This is a genomic window from Bradyrhizobium sp. P5_C12 (assembly GCF_054049735.1).
Window position 1 is genome coordinate 25,590 of record NZ_JBFULU010000054.1, and the last position, 18,799, is coordinate 44,388.

Genomic DNA, 18,799 nt, shown 5'->3' on the forward strand with positions numbered 1-18,799 from the left:
AAGCGTGAACCCGGAATCTCGAGATTCTCAGGTGCGCAATTGCGCACCATAGTTCGGTGCTACACACCGCCCCGGAATGACAGCAGTTACTTTCATCGCGCGATGTCGTAACTCTGCGCCATGAACTACCGCCACGCCTTCCATGCCGGCAGCTTCGCCGATGTCATCAAGCACATCGTGCTGGCCCGCATCCTGACCTATTTGCAGGACAAGCCGGGCGCGTTCCGCGTCATCGACACCCATGCCGGCGCCGGCCTCTATGATCTCGAAAGCGACGAGGCGCGGCGCGGCGGCGAATGGCTGACGGGCATCGCGCGGCTGATGCAGGCGCGCCTGTCGAACGAGACCGTCGCGCTGACCAAGCCTTATCTCGACATCGTCCGCGCCTTCAATCCGAAGGGCGAGCTCAAGGCCTATCCGGGCTCGCCGCTGATCGCGCGCGGCCTGATGCGGCCGCAGGACCGCCTCGTCGCCTGCGAGCTCGAGCCGAAGGCGCGCAAGGCGCTGATCAATGTGCTGCGGCGCGACGAACAGGCCCGGGTGGTCGATCTCGACGGCTGGGTCGCGCTGCCGGCCTTCGTGCCGCCGAAAGAGCGGCGCGGGCTCGTGCTGATCGATCCGGCCTTCGAGGCGAAGGACGAGTTCGAACGGCTGGGCGAGGCCTTCTCCACAGCCTTCGCGAAATGGCCGACCGGTATCTATGTAATCTGGTATCCGGCCAAGAGCCGGCGCGCCACCGACGCACTGGCGCAACTGGTGGCGCGCGCCGCAGCTGCAGCAAAACCGCCTGGAAAATGCCTGCGGCTCGAATTCAGCGTGTCGCCGCAGGTTGATGGCGCACCGCTCGCCACCACCGGGCTCCTGATCGTCAATCCGCCCTTCACGCTGCACGGCGAGCTGAAGACGATCCTCCCCGAGCTGGAAGTACCGCTCGGCCAGGGCGGACCAGCACGCTTCAGGCTGGAAGTCCCAAAGCCGTAACACTCCGGCATTCTTGGGAAAAATATGCAGGAGCGGTAGTCAATCTGCGATGAACCGTATTATGCTGTTTCCGTGACTGGCTTTACGTTCCGCTTCCGCGAATGGTTGCGGCGGAGTGAAGGCCCTAAGAAAGATCCGGTCGGACCGAATGGTCTGCCCAAGGATGGCCAGCTCCCGGGCTTCGTAAAGCCCGGTCATGCCGTGACGCGCGTCTGCGTCGCGGCGGAGGAGCAATGAGGGGGAGTTTCCCGATGGCCATGACGGGAACGGTCAAGTTCTTCAACGGCGAGCGCGGCTACGGCTTCATCAAGCCGGACGACGGCGGTCGCGATGTCTTCGTTCACATCACTGCGGTGGAGCGAGCGGGACTGAAGGACCTTGCCGAAGGACAGCGTATTACATTTGAAGTCGAACCGGACAAGAAGGGGAAGGGGCCGAAGGCGGTCAATTTAGTCATCCTCTCCTAGCGCACCTGATTAAAAAAAATCCCGGCCGCTTGCGGCCGGGAGGTTGAAGGTGTCCGGTCTTTTCTTCTTTGGCTATCAGAAGTGATAGTTCACGCCTGCGCGCACAACGCTGGCGCTATAGCCGTTTGACACGCCTGTAATCGCGAACTGACTCGTCGACAGATCGATGTAGAGATATTCGAGCTTGGCGCTCCAGTTCGGCGCGAAGCCGACTTCCGCGCCGGCACCGATGGTCCAGCCGGCGCTGGTGTGCGACTCCGTCCAGCCGAAGGTCTGCGCACGCAGCTCGCCGAAGGCGAGACCGGCGGTGCCGTAGAACAGCACGTTGCTGAAGGCATAGCCGGCGCGGCCGCGCAGGGTGCCGAACCAGGGATTGGAGAACTTCCACGGCGCAAAGGTGTCGTCGGCGCCGGCGGCCTGGATGTCGCCTTCGACGCCGAACACCCACGGACCGTTCTGGAAATTGTAGCCGGCCTGGACGCCGCCGACGAAGCCGGAGGGCTTCACGGGCGTGTTGCTCACCGAACCCCATTCATAGCCGATGTTGGCGCCGAGATACGGGCCGGCCCAGCTATAGGCATTCAGCGGCTGATTGACGGTATAGGGCGCGCGCTGCCCGTAGCTGAGATCGGCGGCCTCTGCCGAAGCCGTCCAGCCGGCGGCAACCAACGCGGCCGCGCCCACCATGAGCCTCTTCATCACACTCTCCAACGCAACTGCCGCAGCCGTGCGATGCCTGCACCGCCGCGCAAGGCGTGCCGCATGGTTACGGAACCAAGAACTTTTCGCGTAGGATTTATCGAGAGTTTTAAGTTAAAGGGCTGTTAAGTCCGGTTACCGCGCGCTTAACAGACTTAAGGAAGCGTTACCGGGAACTGGGTGCGCTATCCGGTGCATGCAGCGTGGCCGGAACTTCAAATCGGCACCCCCAGCGCCTAAATTCGTCCCATGGTTCACGATTCCCCCGACAATCCGGACGACGCACGCGCACGTAAATCGCCGCACCGGACCGCACCGGACGCCCCGCCCGAGGGGCTGGCGCCGCCGGACCTCGATCCCGCCACGGCTGGCGGTGACGACGAGGACGATGGGCGGCTGCCGGACATCCTGGAAGAGAGCGGCGCGGTCGGCGAGGGCCCGCTGGCGAGCGGCCATGAGACGATCGAGCGCGCGGTCCGGCTCGCCCCCACCTCGCCCGGCGTCTATCGCATGCTCAATGCGAACAACGACGTGCTCTATGTCGGCAAGGCCAAGAACGTCAAAAAGCGGCTGTCCAACTACGCGCGCCTCAGTGCGCCGCAGCCGGCGCGCATCCTGCGCATGATCGCCGCCACGGTCTCCGTGGAAATCGTCTCGACCACGACCGAGACCGAAGCGCTGCTGCTCGAGGCCAACCTCATCAAGCAGCTCCGGCCGCGCTTCAACGTGCAGCTCCGCGACGACAAGTCGTTTCCCTACATCCTGATCACCGGCGACCATTGGGCGCCGCAGATCCTGAAGCACCGCGGCGCGCAGACCCGCCCCGGGCGCTATTTCGGCCCGTTCGCCTCCGCCGGCGCCGTCAACCGCACCATCACGGCCTTGCAGCGCGCCTTCCTGATCCGCTCCTGCACCGATTCCTTCTTCGAGAGCCGCTCGCGGCCCTGCCTGCTCTACCAGATCCGCCGCTGCGCCGGCCCCTGCACCCGCGAGATCGACTTCCCCGGCTATACGACGCTGGTGCGCGAAGCGACCGACTTCCTCTCCGGCAAGAGCCAGGCGGTGAAGCAGGAGCTGGCCGCCGAGATGGAGAAGGCCTCCGGCGAGCTCGAATTCGAGAGCGCGGCGCTCTACCGCGACCGTCTCGCCGCGCTCTCGGCAATCCAGTCGCAGCAGGGCATCAATCCGCGCACGGTGGAGGAAGCCGACGTGTTCGCGATCCACCAGGAGGGCGGCTTCTCCTGCGTCGAGGTGTTCTTCTTCCGCACCGGGCAGAACTGGGGCAATCGCGCCTATTTTCCACGCGCGGAGAAGAGCTATACGCCGGAGGAAGTGCTGGGCTCGTTCCTCGCCCAGTTCTATGACGACAAGCCGCCGCCGAAAGTCATCCTGCTCTCGCACGAGATCGAGGAAAGCGAGCTGCTCGCCACCGCGCTGTCGATCAAGGCCGGCCACAAGATCGAGGTCACGGCTCCGAAGCGCGGGGAGAAGAAGGAACTCGTCACCCACGCCCTGACCAATGCGCGCGAGGCGCTCGGCCGCAAGCTCGCGGACACCGCGACCCAGGGCCGCCTGCTGGAGGCGATGGCCGCGACGCTGAGCCTGCCGCATGCGCCGAAGCGCATCGAGGTCTACGACAACAGCCACATCCAGGGCACCAACGCGGTCGGCGCCATGATCGTCGCCGGGCCCGATGGCTTCGTGAAGAACCAGTACCGCAAGTTCAACATCAAGTCCGAAGGGCTCACGCCGGGCGACGACTACGCCATGATGCGCGAGGTGCTGGAGCGCCGCTTCAAGCGCCTCATCAATCCGCCCGAGGACAATGGGGCCAAGGCCAAGGACGATGATTTCCCACAATGGCCGGACCTCGTGATCATCGACGGCGGCCGCGGCCAGCTCAACGCCGTCCGCGAGATCTTCGCTGGCCTCGGATTGACCCAGGTGTCGCTGATGTCGGTGGCCAAGGGACCGGACCGGGATGCCGGCCGCGAGACCCTGTTCATGCCGGAGCGCGAGGCGATCAAGCTGGAGCCGCGCGACCCCGTGCTCTACTTCATCCAGCGGCTGCGGGACGAGGCCCACCGCTTCGTCATCGGCTCCCACCGCAAGCTGCGCAAGAAGGACATCCGCGAGGCCGGATTGCAGGAGATTCCGGGCATCGGCCCGTCACGCAAACGTGCCTTGCTGCATCATTTCGGAACCCTGAAGGAGATCGAGCGGGCCTCGATCGTCGATCTCGGCAAGGTTCCGGGAGTGAGCGCCGAAAGCGCCCGCAGGATTTTCGAGTATTTCCATCCCCAGCCGGGATGAATTAAAGGGGGGCTGCGGTCATATGGTCGTCGTATCCTGCACCTCATTTGGGGAGCGGGACGGTTGACCTTCAGGCAGCAGCGGTATTGGTAGGACGGATGAACATCGCCACCACACGAGGGACGACCAGCCGCGCGATGTCCCTCCCGAACATCCTGACCTACGGCCGGATCGCCGCGATCCCGGTCGTGGTCGGGTGCATCTATGCGCAGTCGATCATGGACGGCCCGCTGTGGCTGCGCTGGGTCGCGGTCGCCATCTTCATCGCGGCTGCGGTCACCGACTACCTCGACGGCTATTACGCGCGGATCTGGAATCAGCAATCGGCATTCGGCCGGATGCTCGATCCGATCGCCGACAAGCTGCTGGTCGCCTCCTGCCTGCTGATGCTGGCCGCCGACGGCATCATCCACGGCTGGTCGCTGTGGGCCGCCATCGTGATCCTGTGCCGCGAGATCCTGGTCTCGGGTCTGCGCGAATATCTCGCCGCGCTGCGGGTGAGCGTGCCCGTAACAAAGCTTGCGAAGTGGAAGACGACCGTTCAGCTCATCGCCATCGGCTTCCTGCTGGCCGGCCCGGCCGGCGACGAGGTGGTGCCCGTGGTCTCGATGATCGGACTGGCGCTGCTCTGGGCCTCGGCAATCCTCACCATGTACACCGGCTACGATTACTTCCGCGCCGGCATCCATCACCTCATCAAGGAGGATGAGGGATGAAGCTGAAATATTTCGCCTGGGTGCGCGAGCGCGTCGGCAAGGCCGAGGAGACCGTCGAGCCGCCGGCGACGGTGCGCACCGTCGAGGAGCTGATCGCCTGGCTGTCCGGCCAAAGCGAGGCCTATGCCTATGCGTTCGAGAAGCCGAAGGTGATCCGCGCCGCGATCGACCACGCCCATGTCAGGCCGGACGCCGCGATCGCGGGCGCCCGCGAGATCGCGTTCTTCCCGCCGATGACCGGCGGCTAGACCCATGAGCGGCCCCGTCACCATCCGCATCCAGGAGGACGATTTCGACATCGCGCGCGAAATCGCGGGCCTGACCAGGGGCCGCACCGACATCGGCGCGGTCGTGAGCTTCTCCGGCATCTGCCGCGGCGACGAGGACAGCGCGAAGATCGCGGCGCTGACGCTCGAACATTATCCGGGCATGGCCGAGGAAGAGATCAAGCGCCATGTCGACGAGGCCATTTCGCGCTGGCCGCTCAACGGCGTCACGGTCATCCACCGCGTCGGCCGGTTCATGCCCGGCCAGAACATCGTGCTGGTGCTGACCGCCTCGCAACACCGCCAGGCGGCATTCGAGGCAGCCGAGTTCCTGATGGATTACCTCAAGACCAGCGCGCCGTTCTGGAAGAAGGAAGAGAGCGCCACCGGCACCGGCTGGGTCGAGGCCCAGGCGCATGACGACGAGGCCGCCGCACGCTGGGTCAAATCCTGATGGCAAGAGCGACGAGAAAGACCACGCGCGGCCGCGCCGCGCCAAAGCTTGCGAAGGTGGGCCGCGGCGAGCTTCTCACGCTGATCGATTTTGTCCGCTACGCGGTCAGCCGCTTCGTCGAAGCAAAGCTCGCCTTTGCCCATGGCACGACCGACCCGGTCGCGGAAGCCGTCTTCCTGGTCTGCGAAGCCCTGCATCTGCATCCCGACCAGTTCGAGATCTTCGCCCACGCCTGCGTCACGGCCACGGAAGGCAAGACCATCCTCGATCTCATCCACAAGCGCGTCACCACGCGCAAGCCGGCCGCCTATCTCGTCAACAAGATCTACATGCGCGGCCTGCCCTTCTACGTCGACGAGCGCGTCATCGTTCCGCGCTCCTTCATCGGCGAGCTCATGGCTTCGCATTTCGGCGGCGACGGCGAGGCCGGCTCGCTGATCGACGATCCCTTGGCCGTCGAGCGTGTGCTCGATCTCTGCACGGGCTCGGGATGCCTCGCCATCCTCGCCGCGCATCATTTCCCGAATGCCGAGGTCGACGCCGTCGACGTCTCCAAGGGCGCGCTTGAAGTGGCCGCACGCAATGTCGGAGAGCACGGGCTCGATGAGCGGATCAGCCTCCATCGCGGCGACCTGTTCGCGCCGCTCGGCGACGCGCGCTATGACCTGATCATCACCAATCCGCCATACGTCGATGCGGACGGCATGGAAGCGCTGCCGCCGGAGTGCCGCGCGGAACCAAAACTCGCCTTCGACGGCGGCGCCGACGGCCTCGATGTGGTCCGCCGCATCCTGCGCGATGCGCCCGACCATCTCACGCCGGACGGCGGGCTGATCTGCGAGATCGGCCGCGGCCGCGAATTGCTCGACGAGGCCTTTCCGGAGCTGCCGCTGCTCTGGCTCGACACCGAGGAGTCCGAGGGCGAGGTGTTCTGGATCGCGGCTGCCGATCTCGGCTGATCCGCCAAGACCGGCGTACGCCGGCGAAACCAAGACCGGCGTACGCCGGCGAAACCAAGACCGGCGCACGCCGGCGGAACCAAGGCCGGCGCGCGCCGGCGGAACAAGTCAAATACCGCCACGTTCATCCCCCGACGAATGTCTCGCTCTCGGAGGATGTCCGCATGCTTGCGCCATCGGGCGAATTGCTGCGCGCGGGCGTGGCGCTCAAGCTCAATCACGTCAAACGCGCCACACGATCCTATCTGCGTGACCGGGCCGACCAGGCGACCGGCACGGTGACGTCATACGCGGTTGCGGCGGGACTGTTCGTGGTGGCCGGCGTGTTCGTTCTGGCGGCTTTGTTCGTCGGCCTGATCGCCCTGTACCGCTGGGTTGCGGTCATTTACGGACAATTCTGGGGGCTCGGCGCCGTCGGCGCCGTGCTGCTGGTGCTGGCGGCGGCCTGCGGCGGCGTGGCCGTGGCTCAGATGAAGCGCCGGACCAAGCCGATCGTGCCGCTTGCCAGCCGCCTGCGCGTGGCGATCGTCTCCCCGCGCATTCCGCGCGGAACGGTCAAGCAGGCGGTGAAGGAGGTCGCGACAACGATTCCTCTGGTGCCGCACGCGCCCGGTGAACGAGGACATCAACGAGGACATGGCGGCGAGGCCTGGCCGGGTCGCGCCAACCGCCCGGTGCAGCTTGGCGTGATGCTCGCAGCCGTCGGGCTGCTGGGCCTCGCGGCGGCGCGCCGGAGGCGCGGCAGGCGTGGATTGGACGCTTGAATGCGTGCGCGGCGCTCCGAGCAGCTCGACAATTGGCTGCTGGTCGCCGCCACCGCAATCTTCGTGCTGACCGCGGAACGCTACTTCCAGGACTCCCGCCTGATTCGATCGGGGCCTCCGCAAGACCACCGGAACAACGAGGGGAATTCGCCGGAAACGAGCCCGGCCGGCGCAGCCCTCGAGCCCGGCCGCGGCCGCCGCTCGAAAAGCCCGTTCGCGATTCCCTGGGCAGGCTGGAAGGACATCCTCTGGCGTACCTATCAGCGCATCGACGACGATCGCCTGCTCGCGACCGCGGGTGGCGTCGTCTTCTTCGGCCTGCTCGCGGTCTTCCCCGCCGTGACCGCGCTGGTCTCATCCTACGGCCTGTTCGCCGATCCCAAGACGATCAGCGCCAACCTTCAGACGCTCGCGATGATGCTGCCCGAAGGCGCATTCCAGATCGTCGAGGACCAGGTCGCGCGCGTGGTGTCGAACGGCAATACGGCCCTCGGCGTCACCTTTTTGTTCGGCCTCGTGCTTGCGGTCTGGAGCGCCAATGCCGGCGTCAAATCGATCTTCGATGCCCTCAACGTCGCCTATGAGGAGCGCGAGAAGCGCAGCTTCGTCCGGCTGAACTTGATATCGCTCGCCTTCACGGTCGGCGGCATCGCGGCGCTGCTGTTGATGGTGGGCGCCGTGGTCGCCTTCCCGCTCGCGCTCGATCATCTCGGCATCGCGCCCGAGAGCAAGCTGATCGTCGCTCTCGCGCGATGGCCGTTGCTGTTCGTCATTCTGCTTGCGGCGCTTGCCGTGCTCTACCGCTTCGCGCCCAGCCGCGACGCGCCGCGCTGGCAATGGCTGAGCATCGGCGCGGTGGCGGCCGCCATGCTCTGGATCGCCGGCTCGGCGCTGCTGTCCTGGTATCTCTCGGCATTCGCCAACTACAACGTCACCTACGGCTCGCTCGGGGCGGCGATCGGCCTGATGATGTGGATGTGGATGTCGGCGATCGTCATCATGTTCGGCGCCGAACTGAACTCGGAGATCGAACGGCAGACATTGCGGGACACGACCACCGGGCGGCCCAAGCCGCTCGGCGGCCGCGAGGCCGTTGCGGCCGACACGGTCGGCGCCGCCGCGCCATCTGATCCCATGGTCAGGCCGGGCGCCCGGCCTGACCTATCACGACGGCAATTCAGCGTTTGCTGATCACCGCCTCCAGATATTCGCTATGCACCACGACCGTGCCGTCATCGGCATGGTTGAACTCGCCGAGCAGGTCCATGAGATCGCGCCGCAGCGCGGCCTGGCCGGTCTCGTCGAGCGCGGCGAAGGCCTTCAGCATCGGCCCGTAAAAGGACTTGAACACGTCGAGCCAGTGCTCGGGCGAGCGATAGCGGAACACGAACATGCGCGGTTCGGCGGCGATCTCCGATGCCTGGCCGCCGAACATCTCCTCAAGCCGTGCCGCCGTGCCCCACAGCGCCGGCGACTTCACACCGGCCGGAGGCGGCAGATGCTTGCCGATGGTCTTGAAGAGCTGGCCGATAAAACCCTGCGGCGTCCAGTTGGCGAGGCCGATCTTGCCACCGGGCTTGCAGACCCGCGCCAGCTCGGCAGCCGCCTTGTCCTGATCCGGCGTGAACATGACGCCGAAGGTCGAGAGCACGACGTCGTAGCTCGCATCCGCAAACGGCAGCGCTTCGGCATCCGCCTCGCGGAATTCGATCATCAGATGCTCCGCCGCCGCCCGCTCGCGGCCGCGCTTGAGCAGCGCGGGAACATAGTCGGTGGAGGTGACGTCGCACCAGCGCCGGGCCGCCGCCAGTGTCGCATTGCCGTTGCCGGCGGCGACGTCCAGCACCTTGCTGCCCGCGCGCAGGTCGAGCGCCTCGCAGAGCTGCTCGCCGACGATCTGCAGGGTGGTGCCGACGACGGCATAGTCGCCGGACGACCAGGCGCCGTGCTGGCGCTGCTTGACGGCGGCGAGATCGGGTTGGGCTGCGACCGGCTTGAGTGCGGCGGATGTCGACATGGCAATCTCCTGCGGTTGAAAACGCCGGGACGATAGGGCGCATGCGGGTCGCTGGCCTTGAGACGGGCGTTATTTTACGCTGAGAGCACCTTGATTTCCGAGCGAAAGCCGAGGTGACGCGTGGCATATCGGTTCGAGGAGTTCGTGCTTGATCCCGAGCGCCGCGAATTGCGGCGGGCGGACACGCTCATCGCGCTCGAGCCCCAGGTGTTCGATCTCCTGCTCTATCTGGTCCGCAACCGCGAGCGTGTGGTGACGCGGGACAATCTGCTCGATGCGATCTGGAACGGCCGCGTCGTCTCGGAATCGACGCTGACCAGCCGGATCAACGCCGCACGGCGCGCAATCGGCGATTCCGGCGAGGAGCAGCGGCTGATCCGCACCGTCGCGCGCAAGGGCGTGCGCTTCGTCGCCGAGGCGACCGAGCTCGCTCATGCCACCACGCCGGCGGCGCTGGGCGGGCCAGCCGGCGCGGAGGCGGCTGGACTGCCGCTGCCCGACCGCCCCGCGATCGCCGTCCTGCCCTTCACCAACATGAGCGGCGAGGCCGAGCAGGATTATTTTTCCGACGGCATCAGCGAGGACATCATCACCGCGCTGTCGAAGCTGCGCTGGTTCTTCGTCATCGCCCGCAACTCCTCCTTCGTCTACAAGGGCCGCACGGTTCACCTGCGCCAGGTCGCCGAGGAGCTCGGCGTGCGCTATGTCGTCGAAGGCAGCGTCCGCAAGGAAGGCGGCCGCGTCCGCATCACCGCACAGCTCAACGACGTCGCCACCGGCAGCCATCTCTGGGCCGAACGCTACGACCGCGAACTCGCCGACGTCTTCGCCGTGCAGGACGAGATCACCGAACGCATCGTCGCGGCGATCGAGCCGCAGCTCTATGCCGCGGAGAGCTTTCGCGCCCAGCGCAAGCCGCCTGGCAGCATGGATGCCTGGGACCTGCTAATGCGCGCGCTCTCGCATTACTGGCGCGTGACGCGGCAGGACCACATGGTTGCGCAGGCCCTGCTCGAAAAAGCCATCGCGCTCGACCCGAACTACGGCAAGGCGCTCGGACTGCTCGGCACCAGCTACATGTTCACGGCACATATGGGCTGGATGGAGATGGACGCCGCAATGCCGGTCGCCGAGCGCGCGGCGCGGGCCGCGATCCGGGCCGACGACGAGGATGCCTGGGCGCACAATGCGCTCGGCCATGTCGACCTGTTCGCGCGGCGGTTCGAGGATTCGCTCGCCGAATTCGAGACCGCGCTGCGGCTCAATCCGAATTTTGCGCTGGCGCAGGGCTATTATGGCCTGGCGCTCGGCTATTGCGGCCGCTGGCAGGATGCCGACGAGGCCGCGCGCCGGGCCATCCGCCTCAGCCCACGCGACCCCTACGCGCCGGTCTATTTCGGCATCGCCGCCTATGCCCGCTTTCTTGGCGGCGACGACGAGGAAGCCATCCGGCTCGCACAGGAGGCCTTGCGCCAGCGCGGCGACTTCGTCGGCGCGCACCGGGTGCTGACCGCGGCCGCCGGCATGGCGGGTCACGGCGAGATCGCCCGCGCGGCACTGAAGGAACTCCGCCGCGCCCAGCCGAACGTCTCGCTCGCCTGGATCGCGGAGTTCATGCCGATCAAGCTCGCCCCCGACCGCGAGCGCTATCTCGAAGGCTTTCGCCGGGCTGGCCTGACCTAAGCCGCGAAGCAGCCGCTATCCCCTCGAATCAACAATGATGTTAGGGTGATGCGGCTTGGGGGAGCATGAGACGTGACGGCGCCGGACCAGGCCCGTGCTTTCCCGGGGTGAGGCAGTCCAGCACTTGAGGCGTAACGCGCGGCATGATTCGCATTTCGACGATCTTCATCGCCATCTGCATGGTTCTGGTCGCGGCCTCGCTCGGGCTAGTCCTCTACTCGGTCGCAGGCATCAGCGGAACCRAATCCGCGATCGTGGCGCTGACCGCGCTGACCTTCCTGATCCTCTACAACGCGGTGTCGATGCGGCTGCGCGACCGCAGCGACGTCGGCGGCCAGATCGCCGATCTGTCGCGCGGCACCGCCGACCTCGCCCGCCAGGTGGCCGAGTTCGGCCGCCGGCTCGCGGCGGTGGAAGGGCGCATCGTCTCCTCCAATTCGACCAACTCCGACCGGATCCAGTCGGTGGTCGGCGAGATCAACGAGCTCGGCGGGCTGGTGAGGCAGCTCGCCGCCACCGTGTCCGCCCACGAGGACCTGCTGGCTGACGGCACCCCGCCTTCTCCCGCTCCGGTCGCCAGGCCGGAACCGGAGCCGACGCTCGACCTGATCGCGGCGGTCGAGGAGCGGCCGGTTGCGCCGCCCCCGCGGCCGGCAGTACCGCGGCCCGCGCCGCCGCTGGTCCAGGCCCCCGGCGGGCGCAACCAGACCCAGTTGCTGGCCACGCTGCGCAACGCCATCGACGAGAACCGCATCGACATCTTCCTCCAGCCGATGGTGACGCTGCCGCAGCGCAAGGTGCGCTTCTACGAGGCGATGACGCGGGTGCGCGACGAACGCGACCAGCTGATCGTCGCCGAGGACTTCATCAGCATCGCCGAGGCCTCCGGGCTGATCGGGCGCATCGACAACATGGTGATGCTGCGCTGTGTGCAGGTGCTGCGCCGGCTGATGGTGCGCAACAAGGATGTCGGCGTGTTCTGCAACGTCGCCGCCTCCACGCTCGGCAACTCCACCACCTTCGCGCAGTGCCTCGATTTCCTCGAAGCCAACCGGGCGCTGGCGCCGTCGCTGGTGCTGGAATTCAAGCAATCGACCTTCCGCAATCTCGGCCCGGCCGAGACCGAGAACCTCGCAGCCCTCGCCCAGCGCGGTTTCCGCTTCTCGATCGACCATGTCACGGACCTCAGGATCGAGCCGCGCGAGCTCGCCGACCGCGGCGTGCGCTTCATCAAGGTCCCCGCCTCCCTGCTGCTCGACCCCAGGCAGGCCTCGACCTCCGACATCCACCCGTCCGACCTGTCGGACCTGCTCGGCCGCTTCGGCATCGACCTGATCGCCGAGCGGATCGAGGGCGAGCGCGCGGTGGTCGACCTGCTCGACTATGACGTGCGGTTCGGCCAGGGCTTTCTGTTCGCGCCGCCCCGGCCATTGCGGCCGGAGGGGGCGTCTGCTACCGGCGGGGCCTCGCCCACCCAGGCTCAGGACACTCAGGGAACCAATGGCTCCGGTACACAAAGCTCAGGCGCGACGTCTGCCGCGCCTCCGCCCCAGCGCATCACCGGCAGCGCGGCGCTTGCGCGCCGCATCTGATCGGCCGCGCGCGTCATGACCACGCTGCATTTCGCCGAAAGCCTGCGCGAGCTCGTGGGCGGCGTCGACGTCGTGCTCAGCGATATCTGGGGCGTGGTCCATAACGGCCTGGAATCCTTCCCCGAGGCCTGCGAGGCGCTGCACACCTATCGCAGCCGCGGCGGTACGGTGATCCTGATCACCAACGCGCCGCGCCCGGCCGACTCGGTACAGCGGCAATTGCGCAAGCTCGGTGTCGCCGACGAGACCTATGACGCGATCGTCTCCTCCGGCGATCTGACGCGGCTCTATGTCGCCGAGCACCCCGGACGAAAAATGTTCTGGCTCGGCCCCGAGCGCGACAACTCGATCTATCGCGGCCTCGATGCCAAGACCGCGCCGCTGGAAGAGGCCGACTACATCGTCTGCACCGGCCTCTATGACGACGAGACCGAGACGGCGGAAGATTATCGCGGCATGATGCTGAAGGCCCGCGAGCGCAAGCTGACGCTGGTCTGCGCCAATCCCGATATCGTGGTGGAGCGTGGCGACCGCCTGATCTACTGCGCCGGCGCGATCGCGGAGCTCTATCGCGAGCTCGGCGGCGAGGTGATCTTCTACGGCAAGCCGCACCGGCCGATCTACGAGCGCGCGATGGCGCTGGCCGGCGAACGCCAGGGCCACCAGATCGATCGGAAGAAGGTGCTGGCGATCGGCGATTCCGTCCGCACCGACCTCACCGGCGCGCGCGAATTCGGCATCGACTGCCTGTTCGTCACCCGCGGCATCCATTCCGAGGAGTTCGAGGGCCTCGACCAGCTCGATCCGGCTTCCGTGACGGAATTGTTCGGCCACCCGCCGAAGGCGCTGATGCGCGAATTGAAGTGGTGATTTTCTAGTTTCCGTCATTCCGGGGCGATGCGAAGCATCGAACCCGGAATCTCGAGATTCCGGGTTCAGTGCTGACGCACTGCCCCGGAACGACGGCGGATAACGCCAGACGCCCGGGACAAGCCCGGGCATGACGATCCCAATGGAAGATTGTTGTCCGGCGAAGAGCGCGCTTTACGCGCTCGCCATGTCCGGGAAGACCGCCTCGATCTTGGTCTTCAGCGTCGCCGCGTTGAACGGCTTTACGATGTAGTTGTTCACACCGGCCTTCTTGGCGGCGATCACGTTCTCGGTCTTGGATTCCGCCGTGATCATGATGAAGGGCGTGGTGGCGAGGTTGGGATCGGCGCGCACTTCGCGCAGCAGATCGTAGCCCGTCATCGGCTCCATGTTCCAGTCGGAGATCACGAGCCCATATTTCTTGCCGCGCATCTTGTTGAGCGCCGCCGAGCCATCGCTGGCATCGTCGATGTTATCAAAGCCAAGCTGCTTCAGCAGATTCCTGATGATACGGATCATGGTGCTGTAGTCGTCCACCACCAGAACCGGCATCGACAAATCAACCGCCATCTCGACTCCCCCAAACGCAAACCCAGGAATATTACGATCGGACCGGCCGGGACGGAGCCCGGCGGTTCCACATGCAAGGACTAGCACCAAGGCGTTAAACAGCCCGTTAACTGGGGCGACCCTGGCAGGATTGAAATCGTGTTCAATGCGGTCGCATCCCCCCGCTTGACTTCATCCGGCCGGTCAAGCCACGGTCCCGGCCCGTCCTGCCCGGCTCGAGAATTCCCCTGATGGCCCCGCATTTTACCGTTATCCGCGACACCACGCCGGATTCCGCGATCCTGAGGGGGGCCGTAGTCGCCATGGGCAATTTCGACGGCGTTCATCTCGGCCACCGGGCGGTGATCGCCGCAGCCCTGGAAATGGGCCGCGCGCATGGCCGCCCTGCACTGGCGTTGACCTTCGAGCCGCATCCGCGCCGGTTTTTCAGCCCCAACACCCCGCAATTCCGCCTGACGGACGAGCCTGCCAAGCTGCGGCTCCTGGCCGGCACCGGGCTTGCCGGCACCGTGGTCATGACCTTCGACAAGGCCCGCGCCGGGACCACCGCGCAAGATTTCATTTACCATGAGCTGATCGGGCGCCTCGGGGTGAGCGGCATTGCGGTCGGCTACGACTTTCATTTCGGCAAGGGACGGGTCGGCTCGCCGAGCCTCCTGGTCAACGAGGCGCCCCGGCTCGGCATCGAGGTCGACGTGCAGCCGCATGTCGATATCGACGAGCGGCCGGTCTCCTCCAGCGCCATCCGGATCGCACTCGCCGAGGGCCAACTCGACGAGGCCACCGCCATGCTGGGCGGGCCCTGGTTCATCACCGGCGAGGTGATCCACGGCGAAAAGCGCGGCCGCGACCTCGGCTATCCCACCGCCAACATCCGGCTGGATGCCAATTGTGGGTTGAAGCACGGTATCTATGCGGTACGGGTCGGCCGCGGCACGGAGCGCCTCGACGGGGTGGCCAGCTTCGGCCGGCGCCCGACTTTCGACAATGGCGCCCCGCTCCTGGAAATCTTCCTGTTCGACTTCAAGGGCGACCTTTACGGGCAGGCGCTCGACTGCGCCTTCATCGGCTTCATCCGCGAGGAGCTGAAATTCGACAGCCTGGAGGCCCTGATCCGCCAGATGGACGACGATTCCGCCCGCGCCCGCGCCATGCTGGCGGCCGCGCCGGATGCGTTTCCGAGGCTAGGGGCGATCGATTGAGGGCCCCAGACCGGCCCGCCGGGCTTTGCGCTTCCCCGGCCCGGCTGCTATGGAGAGCCCATGTTTGCGCGGCGCATCATAGGGATTAGCGGCCCGGCTTCCGCCTGAGCCTTCGGCTCGGCGCAAGACCGGGATGTTGTCGTTCCACCCCGCGATTCCGCATCGCCATCTTTTCCCGCGCCCTTCCGAGCCAGTCAGCCTCATGTCCGAAAAGCCGCAAAAGTCCGACGCCCAAAAGTCCGACGCCAAAGACTATTCGAAAACCCTGTTCCTGCCGCAGACGGAGTTCCCGATGCGCGCCGGCCTGCCGCAGCGCGAGCCGGAGATCCTGAAATACTGGAACGACATCGGCCTCTACGACAAGCTGCGCCAGGAAGCCCAAGGCCGCGCCAAATTCGTGCTGCATGACGGCCCGCCCTACGCCAACGGCAACATCCATATCGGGCACGCGCTGAACAAGATCCTCAAGGACGTCGTGACCAAGAGCCAGCAGATGCTCGGCTTCGACTCCAACTACGTGCCCGGCTGGGACTGCCACGGCCTGCCGATCGAATGGAAGATCGAGGAGGAGAACTACCGCTCCAAGGGCAAGCAGAAGCCCGATTTCCGCGACTCCGCCGCGATGGTGGCGTTCCGGAAAGAGTGCCGCGCCTATGCGACGCACTGGATCAACGTGCAGCGCGAGGAATTCAAGCGGCTCGGCATCATCGGCGACTGGGATCATCCCTATCAGACGATGAGCTATCCCGCCGAAGCGCAGATCGCCCGCGAGCTGATGAAGTTCGCCGCCAACGGCACGCTGTATCGCGGCTCCAAGCCGGTGATGTGGAGCGTGGTCGAGAAGACCGCGCTCGCGGAGGCGGAGGTTGAGTACGAGGACTACACCTCCGACATGGTGTGGGTGAAATTCCCGGTCACGTCGCCCGCGCATGGCGCGCTCGCCAATGCCTCGGTCGTGATCTGGACCACCACGCCCTGGACGCTGCCCGGCAACCGCGCCATCAGCTTCTCGCCGAAAATCGCGTACGGTCTGTTTGAGGTCACCGATGCACCATCAGACAATTGGGCAAAGAATGGCGATCTGCTGATCCTCGCCGATGCGCTCGCCGAAGGCGTGTTCAAGCAGGCGCGCGTCACGGCCTATAAGAAGGTGCGCGATATCCCGGCCGATACGCTTGACGCTGTGGAATGCGCCCATCCGTTGCGCGGTTTTGGCGGCGGTTATGAGTTTACCGTGCCGCTGCTCGCCGGTGAGCATGTCACCGACGATACCGGCACCGGCTTCGTGCACACCGCGCCGAGCCACGGCCGCGAGGACTTCGACGTCTGGACGGCCAATACCCGCGAGCTGGATGCGCGCGGCATCTCGACCGCCATCCCCTATACCGTCGACGAGAACGGCGCCTTCACCGCACAGGCCCCTGGCTTCACCGGCAAGCGCGTGCTCACCGACAAGGGCGAGAAGGGCGATGCCAACGAGGCCGTGATCAAGGCGCTGATCGAGGCCGGCAAGCTGCTGGCGCGCGGCCGCCTCAAGCACCAGTATCCGCATTCCTGGCGCTCGAAGAAGCCGGTGATCTTCCGCAACACGCCGCAATGGTTCATCGCGATGGACAAGGAAATCAGCGAGGATGGCCACGCGAAGAAGGGCGACACGCTGCGCGCCCGCGCGCTGCATGCGATCTCGGTCACGCAATGGGTGCCGCCGTCGGGCGAGAACCGCATCAACGGCATGATCGCCAACCGTCCGGACTGGGTGATCTCGCGCCAGCGCGCCTGGGGCGTGCCGATTGCCGTGTTCGTGCGCGAGAAGAGCGACGGCTCGGCCGAGATCCTGCAAGACGAGATCGTCAACCAGCGCATCACGGAGGCCTTCATGGAGGAAGGCGCCGACGCCTGGTACATGCAGGGCGCCCGCGAGCGCTTCCTCGGGTCCCGCGCGAACGAGGACTGGAAGAAGGTCGACGACATCTGCGACGTCTGGTTCGATTCCGGATCCACGCACGCCTTCGTGCTCGAGGATCGGCAGAACTTCCCGCAGCTCGGCAACATCGTCCGCAAGGTCGACGGCGGCAGCGACACCGTGATGTATCTCGAAGGCAGCGACCAGCATCGCGGCTGGTTTCATTCCTCGCTGCTGGAAAGCGCCGGCACGCGCGGCCGCGCGCCCTACGACATCGTGCTGACCCACGGCTTCACGCTCGACGAGAACGGCCGCAAGATGTCGAAGTCGATCGGCAACACCGTCGAGCCGCAGAAGGTGATCAAGGATTCGGGCGCGGACATCCTGCGCCTGTGGGTCTGCGCCACCGACTATGCCGACGACCAGCGCATCGGCCCGGAGATCCTGAAGAACACCATCGAGACCTATCGCAAGCTGCGCAACACCGTGCGCTGGATGCTCGGAACGTTGCATCATTACAAGCCGGCCGAGGCGGTCGCGCACGCCGACATGCCGGAACTCGAGCGGCTGATGCTGCACGAGCTCGCGGTCCGCGCCGGCACGATCCGCGAGGCCTATCAGGAGTTCGACTACAAGACCGTGGTCGCGACCCTGTCCGCCTTCCTGAACAGCGAGCTCTCCGCGTTCTATTTCGACATCCGCAAGGACACGCTGTATTGCGATCCGCCGTCCTCGCCGACGCGCAAGGCGGCGCTGACGACGATCGACCTGCTGTGCAATTCGATCCTGAAATGGCTGGCGCCGATCCTGAGCTTCACCACGGATGAGGCCTGGCGGATGTACCGGCCCGATGCCGAGCCCTCGGTGCATCTGACGCTGTTTCCGGAGGATCTCGACAAGCTGCGCGATGACAAGCTCGCCGCGAAGTGGGAGGCAATCCGCAACGTCCGCCGCGTCGTCACCGGGGCGCTGGAGCTCGAACGCGCCGCCAAGAACATCGGCTCGTCGCTCGAGGCCTCGCCGGTCATCTATATCGCTGACCGCGACATGCTGGCGACGCTGTTCGACGTCGATCTCGCCGAAATCTGCATCACGTCGAACTACGAGGTGCGCGAGAGTGAGGCGCCTGCGGCTGCGTTCCGTCTCGATGCCGTGCCCGGTGTGGCGGTCGTGGTGGAGAAAGCAGTCGGCACCAAATGCGCCCGCTCCTGGAAGATTTCGCCGACGGTCGGCGAAGACCCTGAGTACCCCGACGTCACCCCGCGCGATGCCAAGGCGCTGCGCGAATGGAAGGCGCTGGGGGTGGGGGTCTGATTTTGTGTCGTCCCGGCGAAGGCCGGGAC

At 66.0% G+C, this 18,799-nt stretch carries 17 protein-coding genes; 14 read left to right on the top strand and 3 right to left on the bottom strand.

The annotated features are described in order from the left end of the window. Nucleotides 1–120 precede the first annotated feature (120 nt). Together ACXJMY_RS32225 and ACXJMY_RS32230 are read left to right on the top strand one after the other, a co-directional pair. Entirely contained in the window at nt 121–981 is an 861-nt protein-coding gene (locus ACXJMY_RS32225; protein ID WP_456623380.1) for a 23S rRNA (adenine(2030)-N(6))-methyltransferase RlmJ, read from the top strand. Nucleotides 982–1,232: 251 nt separating this feature from the next. After that, complete coding sequence (locus ACXJMY_RS32230; protein WP_008544396.1) at nt 1,233–1,448, top strand: cold-shock protein; 216 nt, start codon at nt 1,233–1,235, stop codon at nt 1,446–1,448. Nucleotides 1,449–1,523: 75 nt separating this feature from the next. Here ACXJMY_RS32230 and ACXJMY_RS32235 read toward each other — a convergent pair whose 3' ends face one another. Beyond that, on the bottom strand, nt 1,524–2,147 hold the full coding sequence (locus tag ACXJMY_RS32235) for an outer membrane protein (protein ID WP_456623381.1): 624 nt from the start codon (nt 2,145–2,147) through the stop codon (nt 1,524–1,526). A gap of 249 nt (nt 2,148–2,396) precedes the next feature. Here ACXJMY_RS32235 and uvrC point away from each other — a divergent pair, with 249 nt between their 5' ends. From uvrC to ACXJMY_RS32270, 7 genes are all read left to right on the top strand, one after another. Next, on the top strand, nt 2,397–4,460 hold the full coding sequence (gene uvrC / locus ACXJMY_RS32240; protein WP_456623382.1) for an excinuclease ABC subunit UvrC: 2,064 nt from the start codon (nt 2,397–2,399) through the stop codon (nt 4,458–4,460). A gap of 98 nt (nt 4,461–4,558) precedes the next feature. Then, nucleotides 4,559–5,176 carry a CDP-diacylglycerol--glycerol-3-phosphate 3-phosphatidyltransferase gene (pgsA, locus tag ACXJMY_RS32245; protein WP_212484245.1) on the top strand — a complete coding sequence of 206 codons (618 nt, stop codon included), beginning with the start codon at nt 4,559–4,561 and terminating at the stop codon, nt 5,174–5,176. Beyond that, the gene (moaD, locus tag ACXJMY_RS32250; RefSeq protein WP_456623383.1) at nt 5,173–5,424 is read left to right on the top strand and encodes a molybdopterin converting factor subunit 1; all 252 of its coding nucleotides are present in this window, start codon (nt 5,173–5,175) and stop codon (nt 5,422–5,424) included. Before pgsA ends, moaD begins: the two co-directional genes overlap by 4 nt. A gap of 4 nt (nt 5,425–5,428) precedes the next feature. After that, a complete protein-coding gene (locus ACXJMY_RS32255; RefSeq protein ID WP_456623384.1) occupies nt 5,429–5,896 on the top strand; it encodes a molybdenum cofactor biosynthesis protein MoaE in 468 nt (155 codons plus the stop codon). Continuing rightward, nucleotides 5,896–6,855 carry a 50S ribosomal protein L3 N(5)-glutamine methyltransferase gene (prmB, locus tag ACXJMY_RS32260; protein WP_456623385.1) on the top strand — a complete coding sequence of 320 codons (960 nt, stop codon included), beginning with the start codon at nt 5,896–5,898 and terminating at the stop codon, nt 6,853–6,855. Before ACXJMY_RS32255 ends, prmB begins: the two co-directional genes overlap by 1 nt. A 164-nt stretch (nt 6,856–7,019) precedes the next feature. Further along, nucleotides 7,020–7,619 carry a phage holin family protein gene (locus tag ACXJMY_RS32265; protein ID WP_456623386.1) on the top strand — a complete coding sequence of 200 codons (600 nt, stop codon included), beginning with the start codon at nt 7,020–7,022 and terminating at the stop codon, nt 7,617–7,619. Further along, nucleotides 7,620–8,810, top strand: coding sequence for a YihY/virulence factor BrkB family protein (locus tag ACXJMY_RS32270; protein ID WP_456623387.1), 1,191 nt, complete (start codon nt 7,620–7,622; stop codon nt 8,808–8,810). Here ACXJMY_RS32270 and ACXJMY_RS32275 read toward each other — a convergent pair. Next, nucleotides 8,797–9,636 carry a class I SAM-dependent methyltransferase gene (locus tag ACXJMY_RS32275; protein ID WP_456623388.1) on the bottom strand — a complete coding sequence of 280 codons (840 nt, stop codon included), beginning with the start codon at nt 9,634–9,636 and terminating at the stop codon, nt 8,797–8,799. The genes ACXJMY_RS32270 and ACXJMY_RS32275 overlap by 14 nt on opposite strands. Before the next feature lie 120 nt (nt 9,637–9,756). Here ACXJMY_RS32275 and ACXJMY_RS32280 point away from each other — a divergent pair, with 120 nt between their 5' ends. The 3 genes from ACXJMY_RS32280 to ACXJMY_RS32290 all read left to right on the top strand — a co-directional run bounded on the left by ACXJMY_RS32280 (nt 9,757) and on the right by ACXJMY_RS32290 (nt 13,781). After that, nucleotides 9,757–11,319 carry a winged helix-turn-helix domain-containing tetratricopeptide repeat protein gene (locus ACXJMY_RS32280; protein WP_456623389.1) on the top strand — a complete coding sequence of 521 codons (1,563 nt, stop codon included), beginning with the start codon at nt 9,757–9,759 and terminating at the stop codon, nt 11,317–11,319. A 143-nt stretch (nt 11,320–11,462) separates the two neighbouring features. Further along, nucleotides 11,463–12,911: an EAL domain-containing protein gene (locus ACXJMY_RS32285; protein WP_456623390.1), complete on the top strand. Its 1,449-nt coding sequence runs from the start codon at nt 11,463–11,465 to the stop codon at nt 12,909–12,911. A gap of 15 nt (nt 12,912–12,926) precedes the next feature. Continuing rightward, on the top strand, nt 12,927–13,781 hold the full coding sequence (locus ACXJMY_RS32290; RefSeq protein WP_456623391.1) for a TIGR01459 family HAD-type hydrolase: 855 nt from the start codon (nt 12,927–12,929) through the stop codon (nt 13,779–13,781). A gap of 174 nt (nt 13,782–13,955) precedes the next feature. Here ACXJMY_RS32290 and ACXJMY_RS32295 read toward each other — a convergent pair whose 3' ends face one another. Next, the gene (locus ACXJMY_RS32295) at nt 13,956–14,351 is read right to left on the bottom strand and encodes a response regulator (protein WP_027551917.1); all 396 of its coding nucleotides are present in this window, start codon (nt 14,349–14,351) and stop codon (nt 13,956–13,958) included. Nucleotides 14,352–14,581: 230 nt separating this feature from the next. Here ACXJMY_RS32295 and ACXJMY_RS32300 point away from each other — a divergent pair, with 230 nt between their 5' ends. After that, nucleotides 14,582–15,553, top strand: coding sequence for a bifunctional riboflavin kinase/FAD synthetase (locus ACXJMY_RS32300; protein WP_456623392.1), 972 nt, complete (start codon nt 14,582–14,584; stop codon nt 15,551–15,553). 202 nt (nt 15,554–15,755) lie between these two features. Continuing rightward, nucleotides 15,756–18,770: an isoleucine--tRNA ligase gene (gene ileS / locus ACXJMY_RS32305; RefSeq protein ID WP_456623393.1), complete on the top strand. Its 3,015-nt coding sequence runs from the start codon at nt 15,756–15,758 to the stop codon at nt 18,768–18,770. Nucleotides 18,771–18,799 lie beyond the last annotated feature (29 nt).